This is a genomic window from Ruegeria sp. CJ6 (genome assembly GCF_056536665.1).
Map to the genome: position 1 here is coordinate 367,062 of NZ_JBQFQB010000003.1, position 23,954 is coordinate 391,015.

A 23,954-nucleotide genomic window follows, 5' to 3' on the forward strand; every position below is an offset into this window, starting at 1 on the left:
AAAGGCCATGCCTCTTGAGATCGTTACCATTCCTTGCCTCAGCGATAATTACGCCTTTCTCGCCCATGATCCGGCCAGCGGTGAGACTGCCTTGATCGATGCGCCAGAGGCAGCTCCGATTCTGGCAGAACTGGATTCGCGCGGCTGGCAGCTAAGCCATGTGTTGCTGACCCATCATCATTGGGATCATGTGGACGGGCTGGGCGACATTCTGGCGAAACAGCCCGCGCGTGTGATCGGCGCAAAAGCAGATGAACATCGGTTGCCAAAACTCGATCAGGCGGTGGTTGAAGGTGACACATTTTATATCGGCGGTGAGCCGGTCGAGGTTCTTGATGTGTCCGGTCATACAATTGGGCACATTGCATTCTACATGCCCCAAACTGGCGTTGTATTCACCGCTGACAGCCTGATGGCGCTGGGATGTGGACGATTGTTCGAGGGCACGCCTGCGCAAATGTGGGCCTCTCTCAGCAAGTTGGCGGCCCTGCCCGATGAAACAATCGTGTGCTCAGGCCACGAATACACACAGGCAAACGCCAAGTTCGCCCTGACCATCGATCCCGACAACCCAGCCTTGCTTGACCGCGTGGCCGATATTAATCGCGCCCGCGCTGCCGGAGAACCTACTGTGCCTTCGCTTTTAGGCCTGGAAAAGGCGACAAATCCGTTTCTAAGGGCCTCTGATCCGGCGATTCAGGCCCATCTGGGCATGGAAAACTCTGATCCCGTGTCCGTATTCGCCGAAATTCGAGCCCAAAAAGACAGCTTTTAACCCGTTTCAAGCCCCAATCACGGCCACGGTCACAACAAATGTGACTGTCAAGTGAAAGAAAACCCTTGAAGCCGGGGCGGGATCAACCAAACTCTAATAGTATGAGGACATGGTTGGGATGGGGATCCGGCCTGCAGCCCGCCCCCTTCCGGCCCAATACAGAGGAGCACCCGCGTGCCTTCATTCTCGAGCACACTTGAACAAGCCATCCACGCGGCCCTTGCGGCGGCGAATGAACGGCGGCATGAATTCGCAACGCTAGAGCATCTGCTGCTGGCGCTGTTGGAAGAACCCGATGCGGTGCGCGTCATGAAAGCGTGCAGCGTCGATCTGGACGAGTTACGCAGCACCTTGGTCGAATTCATCGACGAAGATCTGTCAAACCTCGTCACTGATATCGACGGGTCAGAAGCAGTACCGACTGCAGCCTTCCAGCGTGTCATTCAGCGCGCCGCGATCCACGTTCAAAGCTCTGGCCGCACAGAGGTGACCGGGGCCAATGTATTGGTGGCCATCTTCGCCGAACGTGAAAGCAACGCAGCCTATTTCCTGCAAGAGCAGGACATGACCCGTTATGACGCGGTAAACTTCATCGCACATGGTGTGGCCAAAGACCCGGCCTATGGAGAGAATCGTCCTGTAACGGGTGCTGATGAAGCCGAAGAAGAGGCTCAGACGACCTCTGGTGACGCCGAGCAGAAAGAAAGCGCGCTTGGCAAATATTGCGTTGATCTGAACGCCAAATCACGCGCCGGTGATGTAGATCCGCTGATCGGACGCTCGGACGAGGTTGAACGCTGTATTCAGGTGCTGTGTCGCCGGCGCAAGAACAACCCGTTGCTGGTAGGTGACCCCGGTGTCGGCAAAACTGCCATCGCCGAAGGTCTGGCGCATAAGATTGTTGCGGGCGAGGCCCCGGACGTGTTGTCGGAAACCACCATCTACTCGCTTGATATGGGCGCCCTGCTTGCAGGAACTCGCTATCGCGGCGATTTCGAAGAGCGTCTGAAAGCGGTTGTGACCGAATTGGAAGAGCACCCTGATGCGGTTCTCTTCATCGACGAGATTCACACTGTGATCGGAGCGGGTGCAACCTCGGGCGGTGCGATGGATGCGTCGAACCTGCTGAAGCCAGCGCTTCAGGGCGGCAAACTGCGCACCATGGGCTCGACCACGTATAAAGAGTTCCGTCAGCATTTCGAAAAAGACCGCGCGCTGAGCCGCCGGTTCCAGAAAATCGACGTGAACGAGCCGTCGGTCGAGGACAGCGTCAAAATTCTGCGCGGTCTGAAACCGTATTTCGAAGAGCATCACTCGATCAAATATACTGCCGACGCCATCAAGACGGCTGTCGAATTGTCGGCGCGCTATATCAACGACCGCAAACTGCCCGACAAGGCCATCGACGTGATCGATGAGGCCGGGGCAGCGCAGCACCTGCTGGCCGAAAGCAAACGTCGCAAGACCATCGGCGTCAAAGAGATCGAGGCGGTGGTTGCCAAGATTGCGCGAATCCCACCCAAGAACGTCACCAAGGATGATGCAGAGGTTCTGAAAGATCTCGAAACCTCGCTGAAACGCGTGGTGTTTGGTCAGGATGAAGCGATCGAAGCGCTGTCCAGTGCGATCAAACTGGCGCGCGCCGGTCTGCGTGAGCCCGAAAAACCCATCGGCAACTATCTGTTCGCTGGCCCCACCGGTGTTGGCAAAACAGAGGTGGCGAAACAGTTGGCTGACACGCTTGGTGTTGAACTGCTGCGTTTCGACATGTCGGAATACATGGAGAAGCACGCGGTCAGCCGTCTGATCGGTGCGCCTCCGGGTTATGTCGGGTTTGATCAGGGTGGTTTGCTGACCGACGGTGTCGACCAGCACCCACATTGCGTCTTGTTGTTGGATGAAATTGAAAAAGCACACCCGGACGTGTTCAACATTCTGTTGCAGGTGATGGACCACGGCGAGCTGACCGACCACAATGGCCGGACGGTGAATTTCCGCAACGTGGTCCTGATCATGACATCGAACGCAGGTGCGCAGGAGCAGGCGAAAGCCGCCATCGGCTTTGGCCGCGACCGGCGCGAAGGTGAGGATACCGCAGCGATCGAACGTATGTTCACGCCGGAATTCCGCAACCGTCTGGACGCCGTGATCTCATTCGCGCCGCTGCCGAAAGCGGTCATTTTGCAGGTCGTTGAGAAGTTTGTCCTGCAGCTGGAAGCACAGTTGCTGGATCGTGGCGTAACCATCGATCTGACACCGCGTGCCGCCGAATGGCTGGCCGACAAGGGCTATGATGACAAGATGGGTGCGCGTCCTCTAGGCCGTGTCATTCAGGAGCACATCAAGAAACCTCTCGCCGAGGAACTGCTATTCGGCAAACTGGCCAAAGGCGGCGTGGTCCGTGTCTCGATGAAGAAGGGCGAGCTGAACCTGGAAATCCTGGGCCCCGATCAGCCCCGCATTCCGGGCGACAAGCCCCCGCTTTTGACAGCGGACTAACCCACGGCTTCTATAACGAAAAACGCCCACCTTTTCGGTGGGCGTTTTTCATTTTTGGCAGGTAATCCAAGTTGGTTCGTACCAGCCTTATCGCTCTGTCAGCTTCAACTCGATCCGACGATTCTGGGCGCGCGCTTCGGGTGTGTCGGCGGGATTAACAGGCTGGAATTCTCCGAACCCGTTTGCCGCCAAGCGATCAGGTGGAATGCCCAGTGCGTCAACCATGTAGCGCACCACAGAAAGGGCACGGCCCTGGCTGAGCTCCCAGTTGTCGCGATATCGTCCGCTGCCTGCAAGTGGCACATTATCGGTATGCCCATCGACACGGATGACCCAGTTCAGCCCCTCGGGTATTTCGGCGGCAACGCTTCGCAGGATATTGGCAACTTTGGCAACCTCCTGACGGCCTTCCGCGGACAGGTTTGCGGACCCGGTGGCAAACAGCACCTCCGACGAGAACACGAAGCGGTCGCCCTCAATGCGCACACCATCCTGATCACCCAGCACATCGCGCAGTCGCCCGAAGAATTCCGAGCGATAGCGCTGCAAATCCTCGGCCTGTGCGGCTAGTTCCTGATTTTGGCCCGCCAGTTTCTCGGCCTCGGCTTCCAGCCGAATACGTTCAGCCTCTTCCAGCAGTCGGCGACGGCGTTCTTCCGAGGCTGCGCGCGCTAGAGCGGCATTCAGATCCTGGCCCAGCGTCTGTATCTGGATCTCGGCGGCGGTATTACGTTCTTCGTAATCGTCTAACAAAGCCTGCAGCGATCCCAACTGGCTGCGCAGGGCTGCCATCTGCTGATTAAGCAGCGCGGTCTGACGTTGCGCTTCGGTCGAGATTTCCTGTTCCGATGCAAGCGCCTCTCGGGCGAGCGCCAGCAGCGCCGCGCGCTCTTCGGCCAGCGACCTCTGTTCGGCTGCATTTGCTTGCGCCTGGGTTTGGGCATCCAATGCGGCTTGCAATTGTGCCCTCAGTTCTTCGGCATTGATCTCACCAAACTGGCGCTCAAGCTCTGCCTTGGCAGCCTGTGCCGCAGCCAGCAAAGTCAGAGTGTCCTCGGCTTCCTTTCGCTGTGTTTCCAGCGCCAAGGTCATTGCCGTCAGTTCGGCATCTGCATTCTGCAGACGATCACGCAACGCCTCAGCAGCGGCGGCTTCGGCCAGGCGCGCGGCCTCTTCCTCGGTCAGTTGCTGTTCTAGCTCGGATATCTGAGCTGCCTGTGCATCTTCGCTGGTTTCAAGTTCGGCGACGAGAGCTTCAAGTGCTTCGCGTCGAGCCGCGGCAAGGCGGGCGGCTTCGGCCTGTGCGTCGATTTCTTGTCTGCTTTGAGCAAGTGCCAAATTCAAGGCATCTTGTTCATTTAGCAACTCATCGCGTTGCGTTTCTAGCGCGGCGATATCCCCCTGCGCACGCGCCTGATCAGCCAGCAAAGCCGCGACCTGTGCTTCAAAGTCGGTTATGCGGGTTTGTGCCTGCGCCAGATCGTCTTCGACCTGATTAAGCGTTGCATTCAAGTTCCCAAGACGCGCTTGAAGACGGCTGTTTTCCCGCTCTTCCAACCCCAGCGCCCCGGCCAGAGCGGCGATTTCGTCGGACAGCGCAGTCAGTTCATCCTCTTGACCTGAAATGGTTTCGCGCAGCACAAATTGCACGACCATGAAGATGGTCAGCACAAAGGTCAGCACCATCAACAATCCCGTCATCGCATCCACGAAGCCGGGCCAGACCGAGCCCGAAAACCGTTGACCTGTGCGGCGGGACAGCGCCATGGGTTACTCTCCTTCCGGGGGGGTACGTACGGCGCCCCGTGGCAAAGTCAACGCTTTGACCAGCAGCTCAAAATCCTTGCGCAGTTCGTTCATGCTGTCCTGACGACCAGCGGAGATTTCTTCGAGTATACGCAGCAACTGAACATCCATCGACCGCAGGCGCATGCGGCTTTCCGCATCGATCCCCTCGCCCGCGCCATGTTCGCGCATGTGATCCAACAAAGCGTCCTGCCCCAGCGCCACACGTTCAAGCGCAGCCGTTACGCCTTCGGTCTGGGCCTGCCGCTGGTTCATTTCCCCGATGACATCGACCAAATGTCCCAGTTTGGTCGAGACGTTCGTGCGATCAACTTCTTGCGCCGAGAACATGTCCTGCAGTGCATCCATTTGTTCAGACATGGCGTCCAGTACTGGGGTCAGCACGGCCAGTTCCGCGCCGCCCTCATCGCCCGCAGCAAAGCCAACGCGGGTGATTGAGGACAACCATTCTTCCAATTCGCGATAGAACCGGTTCTGGCCATGGCCCGCGAATAGTTCCAGCAAACCGACGATCAAGGATCCGGCCAGACCCAGCAATGACGACCCAAAAGCAACGCCCATGCCCTGCAGCTGCGCTTCCAATCCGGTCATCAGACGGTTGAAGACGGCCAGACCTTCTTCACCTTCCTGCGGGTTCAGGCTGCGGATCGTATCAACGATGGCGGGGACAGTGGTGGCCAAACCAAAAAATGTCCCCAGTAGGCCAAGGTAGATCAGCACGTTGGTGATGTAGCGGGTGATCTCGCGCTCTTCTTCGACCCGTTCGGCGACGGAATCGAGGATCGATCGGGTAGAGCTAGAGCTGATCTGAGACCGCGCCCCGCGTTCCCTCAACAACGACGCCAGTGGGGCAAGCAGTTGCGGCGGGCGCACATCGTCACGTTCGATCCCTCCGGCAAAGGCTTCGATCCAACGAACCGATCCGATCAGCTGTGTGACCTGCAGAAAACAGGCAGCGACACCGATGACAAAGACCAGCAAAATGAACCCGTTAAGATACAGATTGGCCTGAATAACCGGCAGTACATATGGCAACGCCATGAACACGCCAAGTCCTGACAGCCCTATTGCGATCAGCATCATCAAAATCTGACGGATCGGTTGTGAGAAATGTGGTCTCACGCCCTGTTGTGCCTGCGCCATGCGCGTGGCTCCTGGTATTGTCTGCTCTGGGCTGAACCTATCGAAGTTCGCCCCGTGACGCCAAGAGTTTATGCGCTGATTGTCCGCACCCGTTGCGACAACCACTCAAGATCAGGGTCGTGCAGTCCGATCTCGGTCAAGTGCGAGGCAGTATTGTAGAGATATTCGGTATTTGGCCCACGTCCGCCAACCGCGTGGGCGATGATCCGAGCCTGCTCTTCCAATGGAAGACCGCCGCAATACTGAACGTGGTGAGCATCGATGACGTAAGTCACTGCATTTACGATCTGCCCGCAGTCCAGATGCACGTCCAGCATCCGCTCCAGATAGGCTGACGAGATCAGCTCACGCTCACGCAATTCAGCCAAAGTGCGCTCTTCGTGACCTGCCTCGACAGCAAGCGCCAATCCAGTGCAATGCGCGTCTGGCTGTTCGTCCAGCGCCAATACCAAACCGGGGTCTTCTTCCGTGCCGCGATGGTGGATAGAGCGCATGCAAAACGACCGCGCATATCCGTGCAACTTAGCGCGTTCGCTGCGTGCCACCGGAAAGCCCGGGTTCCACAGCAGCGATCCATATCCGAATACCCACATCGTCATTGCACTGGTCCTTGCCCGTTTGGCCCTATAAACATCAAATCCGAGGCAGGAAAAAGGGCCATTCATCATGCGCCGTCTGATACGCGTTTTCGTATTTATCGCCCTCGCGTGGAGCGCGTACTGGTTTGTTGCCGGTTATGGTCTGCGAAACGCCCTGACCGGTTGGTTTGACCGGCAGCAAGAACTGGGCTGGCAGGCCGAATTCTCGGACGTGTCGACGGCAGGATATCCATTTCAGCACATCACACGCCTGAATAATCCCGCTTTGGCCGATCCGGTCAACGGAACGGCGTGGAGTGCGGACTGGGTCGAGTTCCAAAGCCCAGCAATCTGGCCCGGCCGCCAGATGCTGCGCTTTGCCAGTACGCCGCAGCGCCTTTCCTATTTCGACCAGACCACGACCGTTCAGGCCGAAGCGCTACAAGCCGAATTGCAGCTCCAACCCGGTGTCGCGCTGGTGCTCGAGAAAATGGCGCTGACCTCAAAGCGCTGGCTGCTGACAACCGAAGGTGATCCGCAAGCCGGAGGCCAGTCGCTGAGCCTTGTGATGGAGCAATCTGGAGCGCCCGAAAGCTATGGGATTACTGCGAAGATCGACGGATTTACCCCCGGCGATGATCTGAGACGCCTGATGCGTTCAGCATCGACCCTGCCGCAATCGTTCGAAACGCTGGAAATGGATATGTTTGTCACTTTCGACAAACCCTGGGACCGCACCGCACTTGAGCAGCGTCGCCCCCAACCCGTTGCGATTGATCTGCGTTTGGCAGAAATGAAATGGGGTGAGCTGCGTCTGTTCGCCACCGGCGAACTGGAAGTTGACGAACAGGGCATTCCAACGGGTGAAATTGCGATGAAAGCCGAAAACTGGCGCGACATGATCGCGATGGCAAACGCCGCAGGTGCGCTGCCGGATCAGGCAGTCGATCCTGTGACCCGCGCATTGGGCTTCATGGCTGGACTGGGTGGCAACCCAAATGCGCTGGATTTACAGCTGAATTTCAGAGATGGGTTCGTCGCCTTAGGTCCGTTGCCCCTTGGTCCTGCCCCGAGACTGGTGCTGCGTTAACGGCAATAGGTGCCGCTGCGGTAGCGCGCGGTGTCTAGGTGGAAATGATCCCGATGGTAGCGATCAGAGTTTGGTCCGAGAACCGTGCCAAATGGCCCACACGCGCCGCGCCATACCTTGGTCAGTTGCTTCTTGGACGGATTTTTGCGCCAGCCATTTAGAACCGTCACCACCTCACCATCGGCCATCTTGAAGCCCGAAATGTCGATGGCGCGCCCTTTACCATGCTCAGAAATCCGCGCCCCTTTACGGTTGTTACGTGTTCTGCAGGCGTAATGCGCGGCGACCTGTAGCTCTACCACCGGACCTCGGCGTTTGAACGTGGGCTTTACAGTTTTGTCGACCCAATTATTCAGCGCCTGTGCAGTGCCGCAATCCATCGTCGCTGGGCGGCTCAGCCCGACCCCCGATACTGAGGTGATTTGCACTGCATCCTTGATCCCGCAGGCTTTGATCTTGCCCTTCACACGTCCAACCGGCTTACCCTGAATATCGATATCGCCACAGACTGAACCCTTACGCAGCTTGCGTTTCTTAAGAAAGACGCGTTGTTCCAATTCTTCCGGGCGCACAAACGGGCGGATCGAATTCTCGGGCCCGAGCAATGGTAATTCAGCGGGACGGGCTGCAGCGGCCGTTACCTGCGGCGAAGCGGGCCGTAGCACAGGCCGGATGTTGGGGGTGACGATTGCCACCATCGCTTGGGTGGTTTCCGGGCGCGTCAACGGCACAATAGAAGTTTCAGGCGCCGCCGCATTTGCAGTCGTTGCCGCCAAAGCAACGCAGAAAATCAAATGGCTGCAACCGATCTTTCTCATGTCGATGTTTTTCCCCGCCCAAAATCTGGCGCATCCGTATCCTGGCCCGCATCAATGATGCCGCGGCGGATCGCCCGTGTGCGCGTAAAGTAGTCGAACAATTGCTCTCCGTCACCTGTTCGGATGGCCCGCTGTAGCGCAAAGAGCTCTTCCGTAAACCGGCCCAGAATCTCCAGCGTTGCGTCTTTGTTGGTCAGAAACACATCACGCCACATCGTCGGGTCCGAAGCCGCGATGCGAGTGAAATCGCGGAAACCAGCTGCCGAATACTTGATGACTTCGGTGTCTGTAACCCGCCGGAGATCATCCGCAACTCCCACCATCGTATAGGCAATCAGGTGAGGTGCGTGCGAGGTGACCGCCAGCACCAAATCATGATGCGCGGCGTCCATCTCATCGACATTCGATCCCAGACCCTCCCACAAAGCCCGCAGGCGAGCGATTGCATCCGGGTCGGAATCTTCGACCGGCACCAACAGGCACCAACGGTTGTCGAACAGTTCGGCGAATCCCGATTCAGGCCCGGAATGCTCGGTCCCGGCCAGAGGGTGTGCCGGAATGAAATGAACGCTATCGGGTATGTGGGGTGAGACGGCGTCAATCACGTGACGCTTTACCGACCCCACGTCTGAAACGGTGGCACCGGATTTCAGAACCGGCGCAATCTGCTGCGCCACAGGTCCCATTGCACCAACGGGGACACACAAAACCACTAGATCAGCACCTTCGACCGCCTCTTCCGCGGTCTCGCAAACCCGGTCACAAAGGCCGATCTGGCGCGCCGTCTCGCGGGTTGCCTCGGATCGCGCATAGCCCGTCACTTCGCCCGCAAGCCCAGCCCGTTTGATCGCCCAGAACATGGACGATGCAATCAGGCCCAACCCGATCAGCGCAACACGGTCGTAAATCTGGCTCATACAGCGCCCCCTTTGAACGCAGTAATCGCTGCAACCACGCGACCGCAGGCGATTTCGTCGCCTACGGTGATCCGCAGCGCGTTTGGCAGGTTGTAGCCCGCGACCCGCCGCACGATCAAACCCTGCGTTTTCAAATAGTCATCGCAGGCTTCCGCCTCGGCCCTGTCAGCAAAACGGGCGAGGATGAAATTCGTGCATGACACATCGGATGAAACGCCGACCTTCGCCAGTTCATCAGACAACCAAATCCGGAGGCGTGCATTTTCAGACAGGCAGAACCGCAGATATTCCTCATCCCGCACGGCGGCCTCGGCCGCCGCGAGAGCCGTCAGCGATAGGTTGAACGGCTGACGAACGCGGTTCAGCACATCAATAATCTCTTTCGCCGCATAGCCCCAGCCAACGCGCATCCCACCTAGACCGTACACTTTCGAAAACGTCCGGGTCATGATGACATTGCTAAACCGGTCCACCAGCCCTGCGCCTCCATCGAAACCATCGACAAATTCGGCATACGCACCATCCAGCACCATCAGGCAATTGGCTGGCAATGCATCCGCCAACCTCTGCAATTCGGCGTCAGAGACCATGGTTGAAGTAGGATTTCCCGGATTGGTCACAAAGACAATCCGTGTCTGCCCAGTGACCGCGGCAAGGATGCTATCTACGTCTACACGGCGATCCCTCTCGGGCACCATGACCGGGGTCGCGCCAGCCATTCGCGCGATGATCGGATACATGGAGAATCCATGCTCGGTATATATCACCTCATCACCCGGACCAGCATAGGCCTGCGCCACGAACTGCAACACTTCATCACTGCCGACACCGCAGATGACCCGATTGGCATCCAGTCCGTGCCGTTCAGAAATTGCGGCGCGCAGGCTGGCATGATCGGTGCTGGGATAACGATGCAGCGAAACGGCACTTTCGCGCACCGCTTCGATCGCCTTGGGACTTGGCCCAAATGGGTTTTCGTTGGAACTCAGCTTGATGACATCCGCAACACCGTCAACATGCGACTGTCCGCCCTGATACAGCGCGATGTCCATTATGCCGGGTTGAGGTGTGATCTGGTTCATGAGGGGCTCCACTAGCTTGGCCCCTCATACCTTTCTCAACGGGTTGAGAAAAGCGGCAATTATCTTACGCCGCTTTGAAGCGCGCCGTCGCCGGATCGGCATTGTAGAATGGGACGAACTCCTCGGTCCGGCGCGACAGCTCGTTAACGCTGTCGATAATGAACCGAACGGTCTCTTCGCTCATGAGGTAAGAGAAATTCAACCGCACCCAACCCGGTTTCTTCATTTCCTCACCCTCCGACAGGGCCGCATGCAATTCTTCCGACGTTGCCCGATCAATGCCCAGCAAACGATGCGCATAGGGTCCGGCACAGGCACAGCCGCCACGTGCCTGGATGCCGTAGATATCGCTGAGCATCCGGGTAAACAGCTGCTGATGCACCGGCTGCCCATTCCGATCACACACGAGGAACGAGAATATCGGCAGGCGGTGTGCATTCTCGGCACCTAGCAATGTCAGATGTGGGTTGTCGGACCACCCATCCAACGCCATGCGGTTACACTGCGCCTCACGCTGTGCGATTTCATCCGTTCCGACCGCATCCTTGACAATGAAGGCCAGGGCCGCACGAATGTCTCCGATCACATTTGGTGTACCCGCCTCTTCCCGTGTCGCGAGATCGGCGCTGTAGTCGTGCCGCCAAGGCGAGACAAAGCTGACAGTCCCACCTCCGGGCCAACTCGGACACGTCCGCTTCACAACGCATTGGTTAACGACCAGAACACCCGACGCCCCCGGCCCACCCGGAAACTTATGCGGAGAGACAACGATCGCGTCCTTCCGCGCATCTTCCGGCCCCATGTCCATTGGCAAATAAGGTCCACCACCCGCATAGTCCCATACCGCAAGCGCACCATGCTCTTTCAGCATCCGCGTCACTGGATCAGGGTCGGTGATGATGCCGGTGACGTTTGACGCCGCTGAGAATGACCCAATCACAAGATCGGAATCTGCGTGTTCGATCAGCACTGCCTTTAGCGCCTGCATATCGGGACCGCCGTCAACGGCTTCTGGAATCTGGATCACCCGCGCCTTGCTTTCACGCCACGGCAGAATGTTCGAATGATGCTCATACGGACCGATCAAAACGACCGGCTGATTAGCCTCTTGCACTCCCAGCAGACTAACCAGCCGGTTAAGACCCGCTGTAGCGCCAGACCCGGTAAAGATCACCGCGTCCTCTTCCTTGGCGCCAACTATGCGGGCGATCTTGGCCCGCGCCTCGCGGCGCAAACGGGTTATATAGGAACCGCAATAGGAGGCTTCGGTGTGGCTGTTGGCATAGAACGGCAACACATGCTCGGCCACGAAATTTTCGACCTGTCGCAACGCGCGACCCGAGGCAACGTAGTCCGCATACACAAGCGGCACGTCCCCATGCAGACCCGGGATGAGTACCCCCTCACCGATCAGCCCATCACGCAGAGTATTTCCGTGAGCAGCAGATTGAATTTCTGCGCGAAAGTTGGACAAGGTCATAACACAGGCTCCATATTGCTAACTCCAATATGATTGATCCATCCTGTGGAAACCTCACAATTTTATGCTTTATGTGTCCGAGTTTTGTGTCATATGAGTTTATATGGAGAAAAAATTAGATCAAATTGACACGCGTCTTCTGAAGGAACTGCAAAAAGACGCAACACTTTCCCAGCGAGAATTGGCAGATAGGGTCGGCCTGTCCCAAAATGCCTGCTGGCGAAGAATAAAGGCCTTGAACGACACAGGTGTCCTGCAAGGTTCTACGGCGCGCATCGCGCGCGAAAAGCTTGGGCTGAATCTGGTGGTTTTCGTCATGCTACGCACGCGCCACCACTCTGCCCAATGGTTGCAGGCCTTTCGCAGTCATGTCCTGACCATTCCTGAAGTGGTCGATTTCCATCGCATTGGCGGCGACTATGACTATCAACTCAAGGTCGTTACAGAAGATATGGCCTCTTACGACAAAGTCTATCAACGCCTCATCGATAAGATCGAACTGGACAGCGTCACCTCCTATTTCGCAATGGAGGCCATTGCCGAAAGTCGCCCGCTTCCTATCTGATCCGCCTCTTCATCTGGCCGAATATATCTCGGGGGAGTCGCGCAGCGACTGGGGCAGAGCCCCATCAAAACAAAAAAGACCGCGCTGAAAGCGCGGCCCTTAAACTCAACAGGTCGGCGAAGATTAGTTCTTCGCGTAGAATTCGACGACCAGGTTCGGTTCCATCATAACCGGGTAAGGCACATCGCTCAGGCCCGGTGCACGCACGAAAGTCGCGGTCATTTTCGAGTGGTCGGCGTCGATGTAGTCAGGCACATCACGCTCGGCCAAGCCGACAGCTTCCAGGACAACGGCCAACTGCTTGGACTTATCACGCACTTCGATAACGTCGCCTTCTTTGACGCGATAGGACGGGATGTTGACCCGCTTGCCGTTCACTTTAACGTGGCCGTGGTTCACGAACTGACGTGCGGCGAACACGGTCGGAACAAACTTGGCGCGGTAAACAACGGCGTCCAGACGGCGCTCCAGCAGACCGATCAGGTTTTCACCGGTGTCGCCTTTGACACGCTCAGCTTCTGCATAGATGCGGCGGAACTGCTTCTCGGTCAGGTCGCCGTAGTAGCCTTTCAGCTTCTGCTTGGCACGCAGCTGCAGACCGAAGTCAGACAGTTTGCCCTTGCGGCGCTGGCCATGCTGGCCAGGGCCGTATTCACGACGATTAACCGGGGATTTCGGACGACCCCAGATGTTTTCGCCCATCCGGCGGTCGATTTTGTACTTGGCAGACGTGCGTTTGGTCACGGCTGATCTCCTTCTTTAGATTGAGGCCCCGATGGGCCACTATGAAGGGCGTTGTCCTCTTGAGGTTTCCCCCATGACAGGCATCCCCTCGCGGGGGCCACCAACACCAATGAAGCCGCGCTTATATCCCTGCTTCGGCCAGAGTCAACACGCCACAGCAAGCAAAGGGTAGGATTTCTGCTTAGAGTTGGAATCTTTCTGAGAAGTATCCGTTATTCAGCGGCCCAACCGGCAGTATTTGATAGACTTACCGGCACTGAACTTGCATTTGCGCGAGCCGCCGGGAACACGACAACCTTGTCGTCATAACCGCTGTCAATCTCAACAGGTTCAATATGCGAAGCTGCCAAACTGACCCAGAAATCTTGATCAGGCTCAGGGCATCCATCCTCAAACACAAGCACCAGAGACGCTTCGTTCACCTCACGCACCAGCTCGGCAACGAAAGTCTGAGCCCCGTTTGACAACTCGATCTTGGCACTTTCGTTGATCTCGCCGGGGTTGGCGAAACTGGCTCTGGCCGCCAATATAGATCCAAGACCGGTGGAGCCTGCGTGCAGCGCAACTTGGTCTGCACTTGCGGCGAGTTGGACCCCTCGCCCCCTCCAAGACCAAGAGCTACCAACGCGCATGTGGGCCAAAGGCGCCGCCTCAAGCCCGTCAACTTCCGTCTGTGTCCAAAATATTGCTATTCGACCGTTATAACCGGTTCTCATCTGTCCGCCCGCACTTTTACTCATCCCACAAGTAACTGTGCTTGTGTATCAACGAAAAAATGGGCGGAAAAGAGACCGAAATGCAGCAATCACGAAAATGTTGCTAAAGAACAGCCTCATATTGATACTTATCGTCGAATGTTGGTGACCGTCTGGCGCACTGCGCTAGACTCTAGGCTCATTGAATTTCGGAGCCTGAAAATCGCTGCGAGTGCGATGGCTGATGGGAACTCTTTCGGCCATCTTTCGTAGCAGGATTCTACTCGGCTCGATTCCTTCAAGCGACCGAACATGACCTCGATGCGGTTTCGGCGCTTGAACCTGTGTTTGTCTTTTCGGACAGGCTTCTCGCGTGACTCTCTGCCGGGCATGCATAGGCGTGTCCCTTTGTATTTCATAACCTTTCGGAACTAGTCAGAATCGTAACCCCGATCAGCAATCATCCAATCGGCGGCTGGTAGGCTGCTCAGAAGTGCCCTGGCACCCGTGTAGTCACTGATCTGATCGACAGTTATGAAAGACCGGACTGGGTGACCAGAAGCATCGGTGACGGCATGCAACTTGGTGTTCATTCCGCCTTTGGCACGCCCAATCAGGCACCAGCGCCCCTTTTTTCAACCGTAGGCTTAAAGCCATGCGATGTGCCTTCAGATACTTGCGCAGGCCCACTCGAACGCATGGCGTTCACCTGCTCACTTTTATCATGATCGCCCTGTGATCGGAATGGTCCGAAGCCAGCCCTTCCATGATCCGTGCAAACACGCCGTTGTCGCTCTAACGTTTTCAGCAGTTGTAGAGCGTCTTGGGTGGGCCTTACTCTCTCGGAGCATCGGACCAGCCCCGTATCGGACTAGCCGACCTTGAACTCGCTTTTCAATCGCTGCTAGCGAAATTCACCTTAAACGCATGACAATTCCGTTTGCGGTTGTTGCAAAAAAATTTGCGATCACGCTGCCTTGTAATGTTTGAAAACTTCAGTGGTGCCATCCTTACCGATCAGGAAAACCGAATAGGCTTCCCGCTCACTCTCCGGCCCCATACCAGGTGAGCCATAGGGCATACCTGGCACTGTCAGCCCGACCGCATCAGGGCGTTCGGCCAACAAGCGCAGGATGTCCGCCGGGGGCACATGACCTTCTATGACATAGCCCTCGAGCAAGCCCGTGTGACAGGACGCCATCTCTTCTGGAATACCCTTGTTAGCTTTGTATTCAGACAAAGTCTCCCAGGAGGCATTCTGCACTTCCATCTCGAATCCTTCGCGTTGCATAATATCAATCCACGCGCCACAACACCCGCATGCGGGGTCCTTGAGAACCTTCACCAGCGGTTTGGTCGTTGCAAATGTAGGTGAAGCCAGGGCGATACCGGAGGCGCTGAGGCCAGCCAGGAAAAGGCGTCGGTCAAGTATCGTGGTGGTCATGTCATTTCCTTTCCGTGTTTACGCCTGCGCTGTGATATTCGGTCTTGTGACCGAAATCGCAGGCAAGTGCTATGATTTGTGTCAAGCACGCGATCATGACCAGCCCTGTTTCTGTTCGCTTTCGGTGCATAGCGCACGCATGTCGCAACCGTTTGGATAAGATGAGCGCCAAGGCAAATACTGATAGTTTAGCCTCTCTTCCACGCATAATAATCTCCTTACGACCGCAGTGCATGCTCGAACAGAAACAATTTGAAAACCCGCACTTTCGGGACTTTGGATGTTAGGATATTTGTGGAGGAAGATTGGGCGTCAGAGGCGCTTGAGAATTCTGGTTATCCGTGTCCATGTTACGGTTTCTTTGGCCATAAGCTTCCACCAAAACCGCAAGTCCTAATTGGGTCGGGTTTTCACCAACGCAACAGGTTCCAGTGTGGCATGCCCCGCCACAACTCACGCAGTCGTCCGCGCAATCTTGATCGGTGGTGGAATGAAAACGGCAATTGTTGTGTTTGAATTCTGATGCTTTTGACGCGATCGAAACGCCATTTTGTTTGTGGCTGTCTGCGATCTCAAAGTCGTTATTTGCAAAAGCAACAGAGCCGATGATTGTCACCGTCAGGCAAACGCACACTAAAAGCGTTTCTCTTAAAACAGGGATCAACTCATTCACCGTACTGCGGACGTAGTGTGATCGTGGCAACGTGCCGACCCGAAGCCAACAAAACTACAATTGATAGCGCGGCACGCACTAGAGAAGAGCGGATTGCAACGTCTGAAGAAAAAGATTGCCAAACTTGGAGGCAGATCAAACAACAAGGTCAACTACGCTTGGCCCAAGTTTTTTAGAATTGGACAGTCTGGGCGGTGGTCGCCAGCGCATTCTTCGATCAGATGAGACAGTGTTTCATGCATCGCCTTCAGATCGGAAATCTTATCGTCGATCTCTTTCAGATTCTGTTTTGCAATTTCTTTCACGTCCGCGCTGGCACGTTCTTTGTCCTCGTACAACGCCAGTAGTGAACGGCAATCCTCAATGGTAAAGCCCAATGAGCGGGCCCGCCCGATGAAGGCCAGCTTGTGCAGTTCCTTTTCGTCGAAATGGCGATACCCATTGAGGCTCCGCTTGGGTTTGATGAACCCGATATCCTCGTAATAGCGGATGGTTTTGGCAGGCAGACCCGAACGTTCTGCTACATCTCCGATATTCACAGCGGTTCTCCTATACTATCCAGCATGCACTGAACGCAGCGTTTGCTCGGTGTTCTGCGAGATCTGTTCTCGCCCAACTTTGATCGGCTTTACCCAGCGCAACCGCAGCGCATTGGTTAGGACAAATACGCTGGACAGCGCCATGGCACCTGCGGCCAAAACCGGCGACAGCAGCGGGCCGCCAAACGGATAAAGCACCCCTGCCGCAACCGGTATGAGCAGTGTGTTGTAGCCGAACGCCCAGAACAGGTTTTGGCGGATGTTACGCATGGTGCGCTGACTAATATCGAAGGCATTGACCACGCCGGTCAGGTCGCCTGACATCAGAACGACGTCAGCCGCTTCGATGGCAATGTCAGTGCCTGTCCCGATCGCAATTCCTACGTCAGCTGCCGCCAAAGCAGGCGCATCATTGATGCCATCACCAACAAAGGCCAGTTTTCCGCCATTTGAACGCAAATCCTGTAACGCGGATACTTTACCCTCGGGCAGAACTTCAGCCACGACATGATCGATGCCAAGCTGCGCTGCAATGGATTTGGCAGTAGCGGCATTGTCGCCAGTAATCATCGCTACTTTCAGGCCCAGCCCGTGCAGAGCTTCGATTGCATCCGGCGTGGTGGTTTTGATTGGGTCCGCCACAGCGATTACGGCCGCGATAGCCCCGTCTACGGCAGCATAAAGTGGAGTCTTTCCGTTGATTGCGAGTTCAGCGCCCCGATCAGAAAGCGCGCCCATTTCTACCCCTTCGCGACTCATCAGGCGGTCGGCCCCGATCAGGATTTTATGGCCTTCGACTGAAGCGCTTACCCCGTAACCGGTGATCGACGTGAAGTCTTCTGGCTTCGAAAGCTCCAGACCACGGGTTTCAGCCGCGCGCACGATGGCCGTGGCGATCGGATGTTCGGATGTGACCTCGACGGCAGCAACAAGGTGCAGAACCTCGTCTTCGGTCATTCCTTCGGCCACAATCAGGTCGGTCAGCTCCGGACGCCCTTCGGTCAGGGTGCCCGTCTTGTCCACCGCAACAACGGTGGTTTCCTGCAGCATTTGCAAGGCATCGCCCTTTCGGAACAGGACGCCCATCTCGGCCGCGCGGCCGGTGCCGACCATGATTGAGGTGGGTGTGGCCAACCCCATGGCGCAGGGGCAAGCAATGATCAGTACCGCAACCCCGGCCACCAACGCCAGGCTAAGCGCGGGATCGGGTCCGAACAACATCCAAACCAGCACAGTCATTACGGCCACAGCGATCACTACAGGCACGAACCACAGCGTGATACGGTCGACCAGGCCTTGAATCGGAAGCTTGGCACCCTGTGCTTGTTCGACCATTTGAATGATCTGGGCCAACATAGTGTCTGCGCCGATCTTTTCAGCCCGGTACGTCAATGCGCCCGTGCCATTTACGGTCCCCCCAACCACAGTTGCGCCCTCGGTTTTTTCGACGGGAACCGGCTCTCCGGTGATCATGCTTTCATCGACATATGACGCGCCGGTCATTACGGCACCATCCACCGCGATTTTCTCGCCCGGTCGAACGTGCACAATATCCCCTACAACAATCTGCTCAATCGGTAGCTCGACAACCGATTCGTCGCGCTCAACTCGTGCTGTTTTTGCCTGCAGACCGACCAGTTTTCGGATCGCTTCACCAGTTCGACCCTTGGCGCGCGCCTCGAGGAATCGCCCGAGCAATATGAGAACCACGATCACCGCTGCGGCCTCGTAGTAGACATTTGCGGTTCCGACCGGAAGAACACCCGGCGCAAAGGTCGAGATAAGCGAGAACCCATAGGCCGCCGAAGTGCCCAGAGCCACCAGAGAATTCATGTCCGGCGCGCCTCTGAACAAGGAAGGGAATCCCTTGGTGTAGAACTGCAAGCCTGGCCCAAAAAGAACGATCGTGGTCAGAAGGAATTGCAGGTAATAGCTGTTCTGGATGCCGATGGTGCTCGCTATCAGGTGGTGCATGCCCGGAATAACATGCGAACCCATTTCGAGAATGAATACCGGCAAAGCGAGCAAGGCGGCGAAGCTTGTTCGCCGCGCCAGATGGCTGATCTCTGCCGCTTTGCGGTCGTGTGGTTGGGTCTGCGTTGCGGATCGCAGGCTCGCCGGATAGCCAGCAGTTGCCGCAAGCGCCGCGATGGCTTCGGGTGTTGTGACTCCCTCAGCATAACGCACAGTTGCACTTTCAGTGGCCAGATTGACCGACGCAGACAAGACGCCGCCATCGGCTTCCAGGGCTCGTTCAACGCGCCCTACACAGGATGCGCAGGACATGTTCTGAATATCCAGCGTGACCTCTGCCGTCCGCGCCGGATATCCGGCGCGGTTTAACGCATCAGCAATGGCCGCTTTATCGGCTGGATCGCGGAAATCGACCTGAACGCTTTCACTGGCGAGATTAACCGAAGCGGCATCTACCCCTGGCACATCTTTCAATGCGCGCTCGACGCGCCCAACGCAGGAAGCACAGCTCATACCCTGAACCTGGAACCGCGCATGTGAATTTTCAGTCATATTGTCACCACGTATGTTCTGCTGACGGGCAACATAAGGGTTCCAGCAAGTGGAAGGTCAAGGGATGAGGCTGACTTTCTTTCTCATCATTCATGACGAAGCTAAGTATCCCGGATATGAGCTGCGGGCACCGCAAGTCAGCTATAGACAAAGCCATTGACACAGTAAGTTCCTCCGCACAGTTGGACTTTGACATGAAAAACCGCAGGGTACGTGTCTTAAGCACCAATCAACTTGATCATATCCTTGCAGCTCAGAGTCCGAGTGATACGAAGCCACGTTCGCAACAGAAGTTTAGGAGCGCAAATGCTGTCGTCCCTTAGTTCTATCTTGCGTCTCTGACTGCCTCGATTAGCCGGGTCATTTCATCTTCGGCGATCAGACCCGGGGCAAGCGCATCTCCAATCACAAACGAAGGGGTGCCACTGAAGCCAAGCTGCCGGGCCAATTCCATGGACACCTGAATATGCGCGTCGACTTCCGGCGCCTCCATGTCTGCGCGCAATTGATCCTCGTCCAGGCCAAGTTCCCGAACAACTTTCAGGACACTGGCCTCAGTGGCACGACCGTTCAGAGCCATAAGCGCCCAATGAAATTCTTCATATTTTCCCTGATTACGTGAGGCAAGCGCGGCGCGTGCCGCAAAGTCGGAACCTTCTCCGAGTATGGGCCATTCTCGGTAAACAACTCGGACTTCGGAATCGCCTGCGATTACGTTTTTCACGACCGGGGCCGCGCGTTTGCAATATGGGCAGTTATAGGCAAAAAACTCGACTACGGTTACATCACCTTCCGGGTTTCCAATGACAGGCGCATTCGGATCCTGTTCCAGCAATTCACGCTGATTTTCCAAGACGTTTCCAATGGCTTCGGCTTTTGCCTGATCTTCGCGCTGTTGAAGCAATTGAATCGCCTGCATGATGATTTCAGGGTTTTCCATAATGGCTTCCAGAGCAAGCCGTTTTACATCGGCGTCAGACAATTCGTCAGCACTCGCCATAGCAGCACCAATCGACATAGTGATGGCAATTAAGCCTGCAAAAAATCGTTTCACATCAGTTACCTTCCGTTTGTTCTGCCTCGGTGCGCTGCTCTTGCAGCTTGCGTTCCCGATCCGGCCAACTCTCCTTGATGAAGGCGAGGATGTCCCAGATTTCCTGATCCGACAGAGTGTACTCGAAACCTGGCATACCGCTTTTGACGTCAGTGACACCCATCTGCTTCAAAGTTTGGTCCCCGCCAAGCTTTGTATAATCGAACAACAGCTTGTCGCCGTGATGCCAGGTGTGCCCTGTTCGGTCATGCGGGGGAGCTCGCAAGACGCCATCTGGATCAGGTGTCTGCCAATCTGGTTGACCCTCCAGACTTGCCCCGTGGCATGACGCGCAGTTTTCGGCGTACAAAACTGCACCACGTGCCGAATCCGCTGATGCACCGTTTTGTGCACGCCCGCTCAGGCCCCAGCCAGCGACCGCGACAATGATCACCACAGCAGCTAGTGACACCCATTTCGCCGCGCTCTTGTTCATGACGCCACGCTCAGCCAGGTCTTCATTCCAGCGGCCTGATGCGAAAGCATGTGGCAATGAAACAGCCAGTCCCCCGGGTTATCCGCAACGAACGCAATCTCCCGCGTTTCCATCCGGTCAACCAGTATTGTGTCTCGCAACGGTCCCAGGCTCCCGTTCGACAGAACTTCCTGAAAGTGCGTCCCGTGCAAGTGCATGGCGTGCGCAAAGACAGTGTCGTTCTGCATCTGAATACGGACTATGTCGCCACGCGAAACAGAAGCGAGCGGGTCTTCGGGTAAACCTGCGACTCCGTTGAATGTCCAGATCTGTCCTTCCTGAACCAACTCATTAGCGCTCATGACTTGGCCGTTGTAAGTACCTTGACGCAGTCCGCCCATCGCCCCGCCTTCCATCACCAATGGAACCTTTAAGGCGTCAGAAACATCTTCAAGAAAAGAAACAGGGTTGGGTGGCAGAGCTTCAATCTCACCGCGGCTGGCAGATGTACCGCTTCCCGAAACCGGGATCTCAGCGATAACAAATGATTCATCGCGTTCGTGAAGAGTTATTTGAACGGCTTCGTTCGATTCCGCTGTGACGTCGACGATCAAATCTGCTCGCTGCGCAGGTCCGAAAACAAGTGTTTCGAAATCTTCTGGCTGCCTTACAGGCATGCCATCATAAGCGACCAGTTTCCCGTTTGCGCCACCTACTGACACATACATGATCCGATCAGTTGCCACGTTGACCATTCGAATTCGCAATCGCTGGTTCGTCAAAACTTCGGTCATTGGCGATATGCGCGCGTGAACGTAGTTTCCCATCCGACCTGCATGGGTCCAATCATGCATTGCACCAAAATCATCTACTATTTGAGCGTCCTTACCCAACCGCCAATCATCCAGAAGGATCGTGATGTCATGGTCCGTGTCCGGCGGGTCCGTTTCGTCGACGATGAACGCGCCGTAAAGGCCCCTGGCCACTTGTTCCGTTGACTGGTTGTGAGAGTGATACCAGAAGGTCCCCGCGTCCTTCAGAGGCAAGTCATACTGAAATTTGCCGCCGGTTGGTACAGCCTCCTGCGTAAGGCCCGGCACCCCGTCCATATTGTTCGGAACCCGCAATCCGTGCCAATGGATTGCTGTAGGCTGAGGTAGCGAGTTCAGGAGTGTCCGGCGAACCGTTTCGCCTTGCCGGGCACGAATTTCAGGGCCTGGAACACCGCCATTATATCCCCATATCTCGGTTTCCGGATAGTTGTTGGGGGCAACACGCGCCAATCCTGAACGCGCCTCGATTATTCGGGGGGCGGTAGCCGACCTCCCAATAGTCGGCACTGCGATTAGTGCCGACGTGCCTGCAACGAATTGCCTGCGATTGAGCTTCATTAGGACTTCCTTCCAAAGAATACTTGATCTCGCACTGGATTATCCCCCGTCGTGCACATCCAGCAGATAGGTCGCCATTGCCTTCAGGTCTTCGTCTGTCAGAAAGCTGGTGCCATAGTTTACGACCTCTCCCATGGCGCCGCCGAAGACATCGCCATCAGGCATGACGCCGGTGCGCAACGCGTAGGCCAGATCATCAACTGTCCACCCACGCATTTGCAGGGTCTCAAAGTCGATGGCCGGTGCCTTGTCACCGCCCGGCAGTGAGTCACTTCCCTTGAAGTGTTCCGTGTCAGAATTTCTTGCGCCAGCCAGGTTTCTCCCGGTGTGACAGGCGGCACAATGCGTGGCACCTTCAACGAGTAACCGGCCTCGGTTCCATACATCATCATTGCCCTGCACGGGATCGGTCCGCGGCGGTTCCAAAAATGCCGCCCGCCACAGCTTCAGGCCCCATCTCTGATTGAAGGGGAACACCATTTCCTGCTCTTTTGACGGTTCCGCTACTGGCGGAACCGTTTGCCAGGCGGCCCAAAGATCGGCGATGTCCTGATCCGTGAAGTTGGCATAGAACGGATAAGGAAAGGCCGGGTAGTAGGGTTGTCCGTCGGGCGACACACCCTGACGCACAGCGCGGGCAAATTCCTCGATGGTCCAATCACCGATCCCGTGATCGGGATCTGTGGTCAGGTTCGGCGAAAAGAGCGTGCCGAACGGGGTATCCAACTCCACCCCACCGGCCAAGGGCGCACCTCCTTTGGCAAAGTCTGTGTGGCAGGCGATACAGCCGCTTGCCCTTGCCAAATACGCCCCGCGGTTAACGTCACCTTGAATGTCGAGAGCTTGTAAGGGCTGGCCAATCGGCCAAGCCATCACAGCAACAAACCCTGCTGACGCCGTAACGGCGGTAGCAAGACCCAACCGTATTATCGGCTTCATGATGCATTCCTATTCCGACCGAAATCGCGTGTGACACGCCGAGCATGTCTGGCTCAGCATCATGAACACACCATCTGCCGGCATTTCAGATAGCTGTGCTAAGTTTGGACTGCCAGCCATCATCCCGCTGCCCATCATGGAACCACCTCCCATCATGGAACGACCTCCCATCATGGATTTGCCGCCCATCATGCCGGAACCATGACCCGATCCGGACGCCATCAGCCCGTTGTCTGCCGAAAGCGCAAGGCCTTCTGAGTAGATTTCCAACCGTCTGGCTATTTCTGTAAAGGAACCCCAATCCTGCCAGATTTGCGATTTGGCCTCCGAGGGTTTGCCATCAGATCCCTCTGGAAACAGCTTTGTCATGCTTTCACCGGCGTGGCTTCCGATTTTCTTGGCTTCGCTTCGTACCGTTTGCGCATTGTAGGGCGTTTTCCCCTGCATCATCGGTGTAAGGACCTTCATGCTGTCCTTCATCGCGGTCATACCGTCCATGCGTTCTTTGACGACGCCGGTTGCGCCACCATGCGCCAAGGCGGCCGCCGCAAATAGAGAAACCAGGGCCACGCCTGTAGTCATTTTTAGAAAGTTCATTTCTTTGTCCTTTTCGTCTGCTTCGACGCGCCCATCTTGAGCGCAATTCGACTCGTCAGATCAGGACACGCGGCGGTGGTGGGTCAAACGCGATAATACCAAGAACCCGGTATTGAGCTCGCGGGATCGAGTATCTTCGTTCCGT

22 protein-coding genes and 1 pseudogene are annotated in these 23,954 nt (G+C 56.3%); 4 read left to right on the forward strand and 19 right to left on the reverse strand.

Annotated elements, in window-relative coordinates; translation table 11 throughout:
- Window positions 1–7 precede the first annotated feature (7 nt).
- Both gloB and clpA read left to right on the forward strand, forming a co-directional pair.
- Window positions 8–775: a hydroxyacylglutathione hydrolase gene (gene gloB / locus ACR0BT_RS11505; protein WP_480763167.1), complete on the forward strand. Its 768-nt coding sequence runs from the start codon at window positions 8–10 to the stop codon at window positions 773–775.
- 174 nt (window positions 776–949) lie between these two features.
- Window positions 950–3,274 (forward strand): ATP-dependent Clp protease ATP-binding subunit ClpA, encoded by a 2,325-nt coding sequence (clpA, locus tag ACR0BT_RS11510; RefSeq protein ID WP_480763168.1) that lies wholly within the window; start codon window positions 950–952, stop codon window positions 3,272–3,274.
- 87 nt (window positions 3,275–3,361) lie between these two features.
- Here the strand turns inward: clpA and ACR0BT_RS11515 are convergent, their stop codons facing one another.
- The 3 genes from ACR0BT_RS11515 to ACR0BT_RS11525 all read right to left on the reverse strand — a co-directional run bounded on the left by ACR0BT_RS11515 (window position 3,362) and on the right by ACR0BT_RS11525 (window position 6,822).
- Window positions 3,362–5,041, reverse strand: coding sequence for a peptidoglycan -binding protein (locus tag ACR0BT_RS11515; protein WP_480763169.1), 1,680 nt, complete (start codon window positions 5,039–5,041; stop codon window positions 3,362–3,364).
- Between the two features lie 3 nt (window positions 5,042–5,044).
- A complete protein-coding gene (locus ACR0BT_RS11520) occupies window positions 5,045–6,223 on the reverse strand; it encodes a biopolymer transporter ExbB (protein WP_480763170.1) in 1,179 nt (392 codons plus the stop codon).
- Window positions 6,224–6,291: 68 nt separating this feature from the next.
- Window positions 6,292–6,822 (reverse strand): gamma-glutamylcyclotransferase, encoded by a 531-nt coding sequence (locus ACR0BT_RS11525; RefSeq protein WP_170594547.1) that lies wholly within the window; start codon window positions 6,820–6,822, stop codon window positions 6,292–6,294.
- A gap of 67 nt (window positions 6,823–6,889) precedes the next feature.
- Here ACR0BT_RS11525 and ACR0BT_RS11530 point away from each other — a divergent pair, with 67 nt between their 5' ends.
- Complete coding sequence (locus ACR0BT_RS11530; RefSeq protein WP_170392459.1) at window positions 6,890–7,891, forward strand: DUF2125 domain-containing protein; 1,002 nt, start codon at window positions 6,890–6,892, stop codon at window positions 7,889–7,891.
- On the opposite strand, the gene ACR0BT_RS11535 is transcribed toward ACR0BT_RS11530, so the two are convergent.
- The 4 genes from ACR0BT_RS11535 to ACR0BT_RS11550 form a co-directional block, all read right to left on the reverse strand.
- Complete coding sequence (locus ACR0BT_RS11535) at window positions 7,888–8,709, reverse strand: extensin family protein (RefSeq protein WP_170420536.1); 822 nt, start codon at window positions 8,707–8,709, stop codon at window positions 7,888–7,890. The genes ACR0BT_RS11530 and ACR0BT_RS11535 overlap by 4 nt on opposite strands.
- On the reverse strand, window positions 8,706–9,626 hold the full coding sequence (locus ACR0BT_RS11540; RefSeq protein WP_170392462.1) for a prephenate/arogenate dehydrogenase family protein: 921 nt from the start codon (window positions 9,624–9,626) through the stop codon (window positions 8,706–8,708). Before ACR0BT_RS11540 ends, ACR0BT_RS11535 begins: the two co-directional genes overlap by 4 nt.
- Window positions 9,623–10,708, reverse strand: coding sequence for a histidinol-phosphate transaminase (gene hisC, locus ACR0BT_RS11545; protein WP_170392463.1), 1,086 nt, complete (start codon window positions 10,706–10,708; stop codon window positions 9,623–9,625). The genes ACR0BT_RS11540 and hisC overlap by 4 nt, the downstream gene beginning before the upstream one ends.
- A gap of 64 nt (window positions 10,709–10,772) precedes the next feature.
- Window positions 10,773–12,188, reverse strand: a complete 1,416-nt coding sequence (locus ACR0BT_RS11550; RefSeq protein WP_480763171.1) for an aminotransferase class V-fold PLP-dependent enzyme — start codon at window positions 12,186–12,188, stop codon at window positions 10,773–10,775.
- Window positions 12,189–12,291: 103 nt separating this feature from the next.
- Here ACR0BT_RS11550 and ACR0BT_RS11555 point away from each other — a divergent pair, with 103 nt between their 5' ends.
- Window positions 12,292–12,753 carry an Lrp/AsnC family transcriptional regulator gene (locus ACR0BT_RS11555; protein WP_170401903.1) on the forward strand — a complete coding sequence of 154 codons (462 nt, stop codon included), beginning with the start codon at window positions 12,292–12,294 and terminating at the stop codon, window positions 12,751–12,753.
- 123 nt (window positions 12,754–12,876) lie between these two features.
- Here the strand turns inward: ACR0BT_RS11555 and rpsD are convergent, their stop codons facing one another.
- The 12 genes and pseudogenes from rpsD to ACR0BT_RS11615 form a co-directional block, all read right to left on the reverse strand.
- Window positions 12,877–13,497: a 30S ribosomal protein S4 gene (gene rpsD, locus ACR0BT_RS11560; RefSeq protein ID WP_170392466.1), complete on the reverse strand. Its 621-nt coding sequence runs from the start codon at window positions 13,495–13,497 to the stop codon at window positions 12,877–12,879.
- 212 nt (window positions 13,498–13,709) lie between these two features.
- Entirely contained in the window at window positions 13,710–14,024 is a 315-nt protein-coding gene (locus ACR0BT_RS11565; RefSeq protein ID WP_255611765.1) for a hypothetical protein, read from the reverse strand.
- A 317-nt stretch (window positions 14,025–14,341) separates the two neighbouring features.
- A pseudogene (locus ACR0BT_RS11570) lies at window positions 14,342–15,050 on the reverse strand (IS5 family transposase); the annotation flags it as partial.
- A gap of 109 nt (window positions 15,051–15,159) precedes the next feature.
- Complete coding sequence (locus tag ACR0BT_RS11575; RefSeq protein ID WP_480763172.1) at window positions 15,160–15,636, reverse strand: DUF411 domain-containing protein; 477 nt, start codon at window positions 15,634–15,636, stop codon at window positions 15,160–15,162.
- Window positions 15,637–15,919: 283 nt separating this feature from the next.
- Window positions 15,920–16,309 carry a hypothetical protein gene (locus ACR0BT_RS11580; protein WP_480763173.1) on the reverse strand — a complete coding sequence of 130 codons (390 nt, stop codon included), beginning with the start codon at window positions 16,307–16,309 and terminating at the stop codon, window positions 15,920–15,922.
- 152 nt (window positions 16,310–16,461) lie between these two features.
- Window positions 16,462–16,848, reverse strand: a complete 387-nt coding sequence (gene cueR, locus ACR0BT_RS11585) for a Cu(I)-responsive transcriptional regulator (protein ID WP_170392471.1) — start codon at window positions 16,846–16,848, stop codon at window positions 16,462–16,464.
- Window positions 16,849–16,863: 15 nt separating this feature from the next.
- On the reverse strand, window positions 16,864–19,374 hold the full coding sequence (locus ACR0BT_RS11590; RefSeq protein WP_480763175.1) for a heavy metal translocating P-type ATPase: 2,511 nt from the start codon (window positions 19,372–19,374) through the stop codon (window positions 16,864–16,866).
- Window positions 19,375–19,699: 325 nt separating this feature from the next.
- Window positions 19,700–20,428: a DsbA family protein gene (locus tag ACR0BT_RS11595; RefSeq protein ID WP_480763176.1), complete on the reverse strand. Its 729-nt coding sequence runs from the start codon at window positions 20,426–20,428 to the stop codon at window positions 19,700–19,702.
- Window position 20,429: 1 nt separating this feature from the next.
- Entirely contained in the window at window positions 20,430–20,903 is a 474-nt protein-coding gene (locus tag ACR0BT_RS11600) for a c-type cytochrome (RefSeq protein ID WP_480763178.1), read from the reverse strand.
- On the reverse strand, window positions 20,900–22,273 hold the full coding sequence (locus ACR0BT_RS11605) for a multicopper oxidase family protein (RefSeq protein WP_480763179.1): 1,374 nt from the start codon (window positions 22,271–22,273) through the stop codon (window positions 20,900–20,902). Before ACR0BT_RS11605 ends, ACR0BT_RS11600 begins: the two co-directional genes overlap by 4 nt.
- A gap of 39 nt (window positions 22,274–22,312) precedes the next feature.
- On the reverse strand, window positions 22,313–23,212 hold the full coding sequence (locus ACR0BT_RS11610; RefSeq protein WP_480763180.1) for a c-type cytochrome: 900 nt from the start codon (window positions 23,210–23,212) through the stop codon (window positions 22,313–22,315).
- A gap of 9 nt (window positions 23,213–23,221) precedes the next feature.
- The gene (locus ACR0BT_RS11615; protein WP_480763182.1) at window positions 23,222–23,809 is read right to left on the reverse strand and encodes a c-type cytochrome; all 588 of its coding nucleotides are present in this window, start codon (window positions 23,807–23,809) and stop codon (window positions 23,222–23,224) included.
- Between the last annotated feature and the right edge of the window lie 145 nt (window positions 23,810–23,954).

Coding starts and splice junctions, on each gene's coding strand:
- ACR0BT_RS11520 (WP_480763170.1), bottom strand. CDS start 6,223: ATGGCGCAGGCACAACAGGGCGTGAGACCACATTTCTCACAACCGATC.
- ACR0BT_RS11615 (WP_480763182.1), bottom strand. CDS start 23,809: ATGAACTTTCTAAAAATGACTACAGGCGTGGCCCTGGTTTCTCTATTT.
- hisC (WP_170392463.1), bottom strand. CDS start 10,708: ATGAACCAGATCACACCTCAACCCGGCATAATGGACATCGCGCTGTAT.
- ACR0BT_RS11600 (WP_480763178.1), bottom strand. CDS start 20,903: ATGAACAAGAGCGCGGCGAAATGGGTGTCACTAGCTGCTGTGGTGATC.
- ACR0BT_RS11530 (WP_170392459.1), top strand. CDS start 6,890: ATGCGCCGTCTGATACGCGTTTTCGTATTTATCGCCCTCGCGTGGAGC.
- ACR0BT_RS11605 (WP_480763179.1), bottom strand. CDS start 22,273: ATGAAGCTCAATCGCAGGCAATTCGTTGCAGGCACGTCGGCACTAATC.
- gloB (WP_480763167.1), top strand. CDS start 8: ATGCCTCTTGAGATCGTTACCATTCCTTGCCTCAGCGATAATTACGCC.
- ACR0BT_RS11610 (WP_480763180.1), bottom strand. CDS start 23,212: ATGAAGCCGATAATACGGTTGGGTCTTGCTACCGCCGTTACGGCGTCA.
- ACR0BT_RS11575 (WP_480763172.1), bottom strand. CDS start 15,636: ATGACCACCACGATACTTGACCGACGCCTTTTCCTGGCTGGCCTCAGC.
- ACR0BT_RS11550 (WP_480763171.1), bottom strand. CDS start 12,188: ATGACCTTGTCCAACTTTCGCGCAGAAATTCAATCTGCTGCTCACGGA.
- ACR0BT_RS11540 (WP_170392462.1), bottom strand. CDS start 9,626: ATGAGCCAGATTTACGACCGTGTTGCGCTGATCGGGTTGGGCCTGATT.
- ACR0BT_RS11525 (WP_170594547.1), bottom strand. CDS start 6,822: ATGACGATGTGGGTATTCGGATATGGATCGCTGCTGTGGAACCCGGGC.
- ACR0BT_RS11590 (WP_480763175.1), bottom strand. CDS start 19,374: ATGACTGAAAATTCACATGCGCGGTTCCAGGTTCAGGGTATGAGCTGT.
- ACR0BT_RS11535 (WP_170420536.1), bottom strand. CDS start 8,709: ATGAGAAAGATCGGTTGCAGCCATTTGATTTTCTGCGTTGCTTTGGCG.
- ACR0BT_RS11515 (WP_480763169.1), bottom strand. CDS start 5,041: ATGGCGCTGTCCCGCCGCACAGGTCAACGGTTTTCGGGCTCGGTCTGG.
- ACR0BT_RS11555 (WP_170401903.1), top strand. CDS start 12,292: ATGGAGAAAAAATTAGATCAAATTGACACGCGTCTTCTGAAGGAACTG.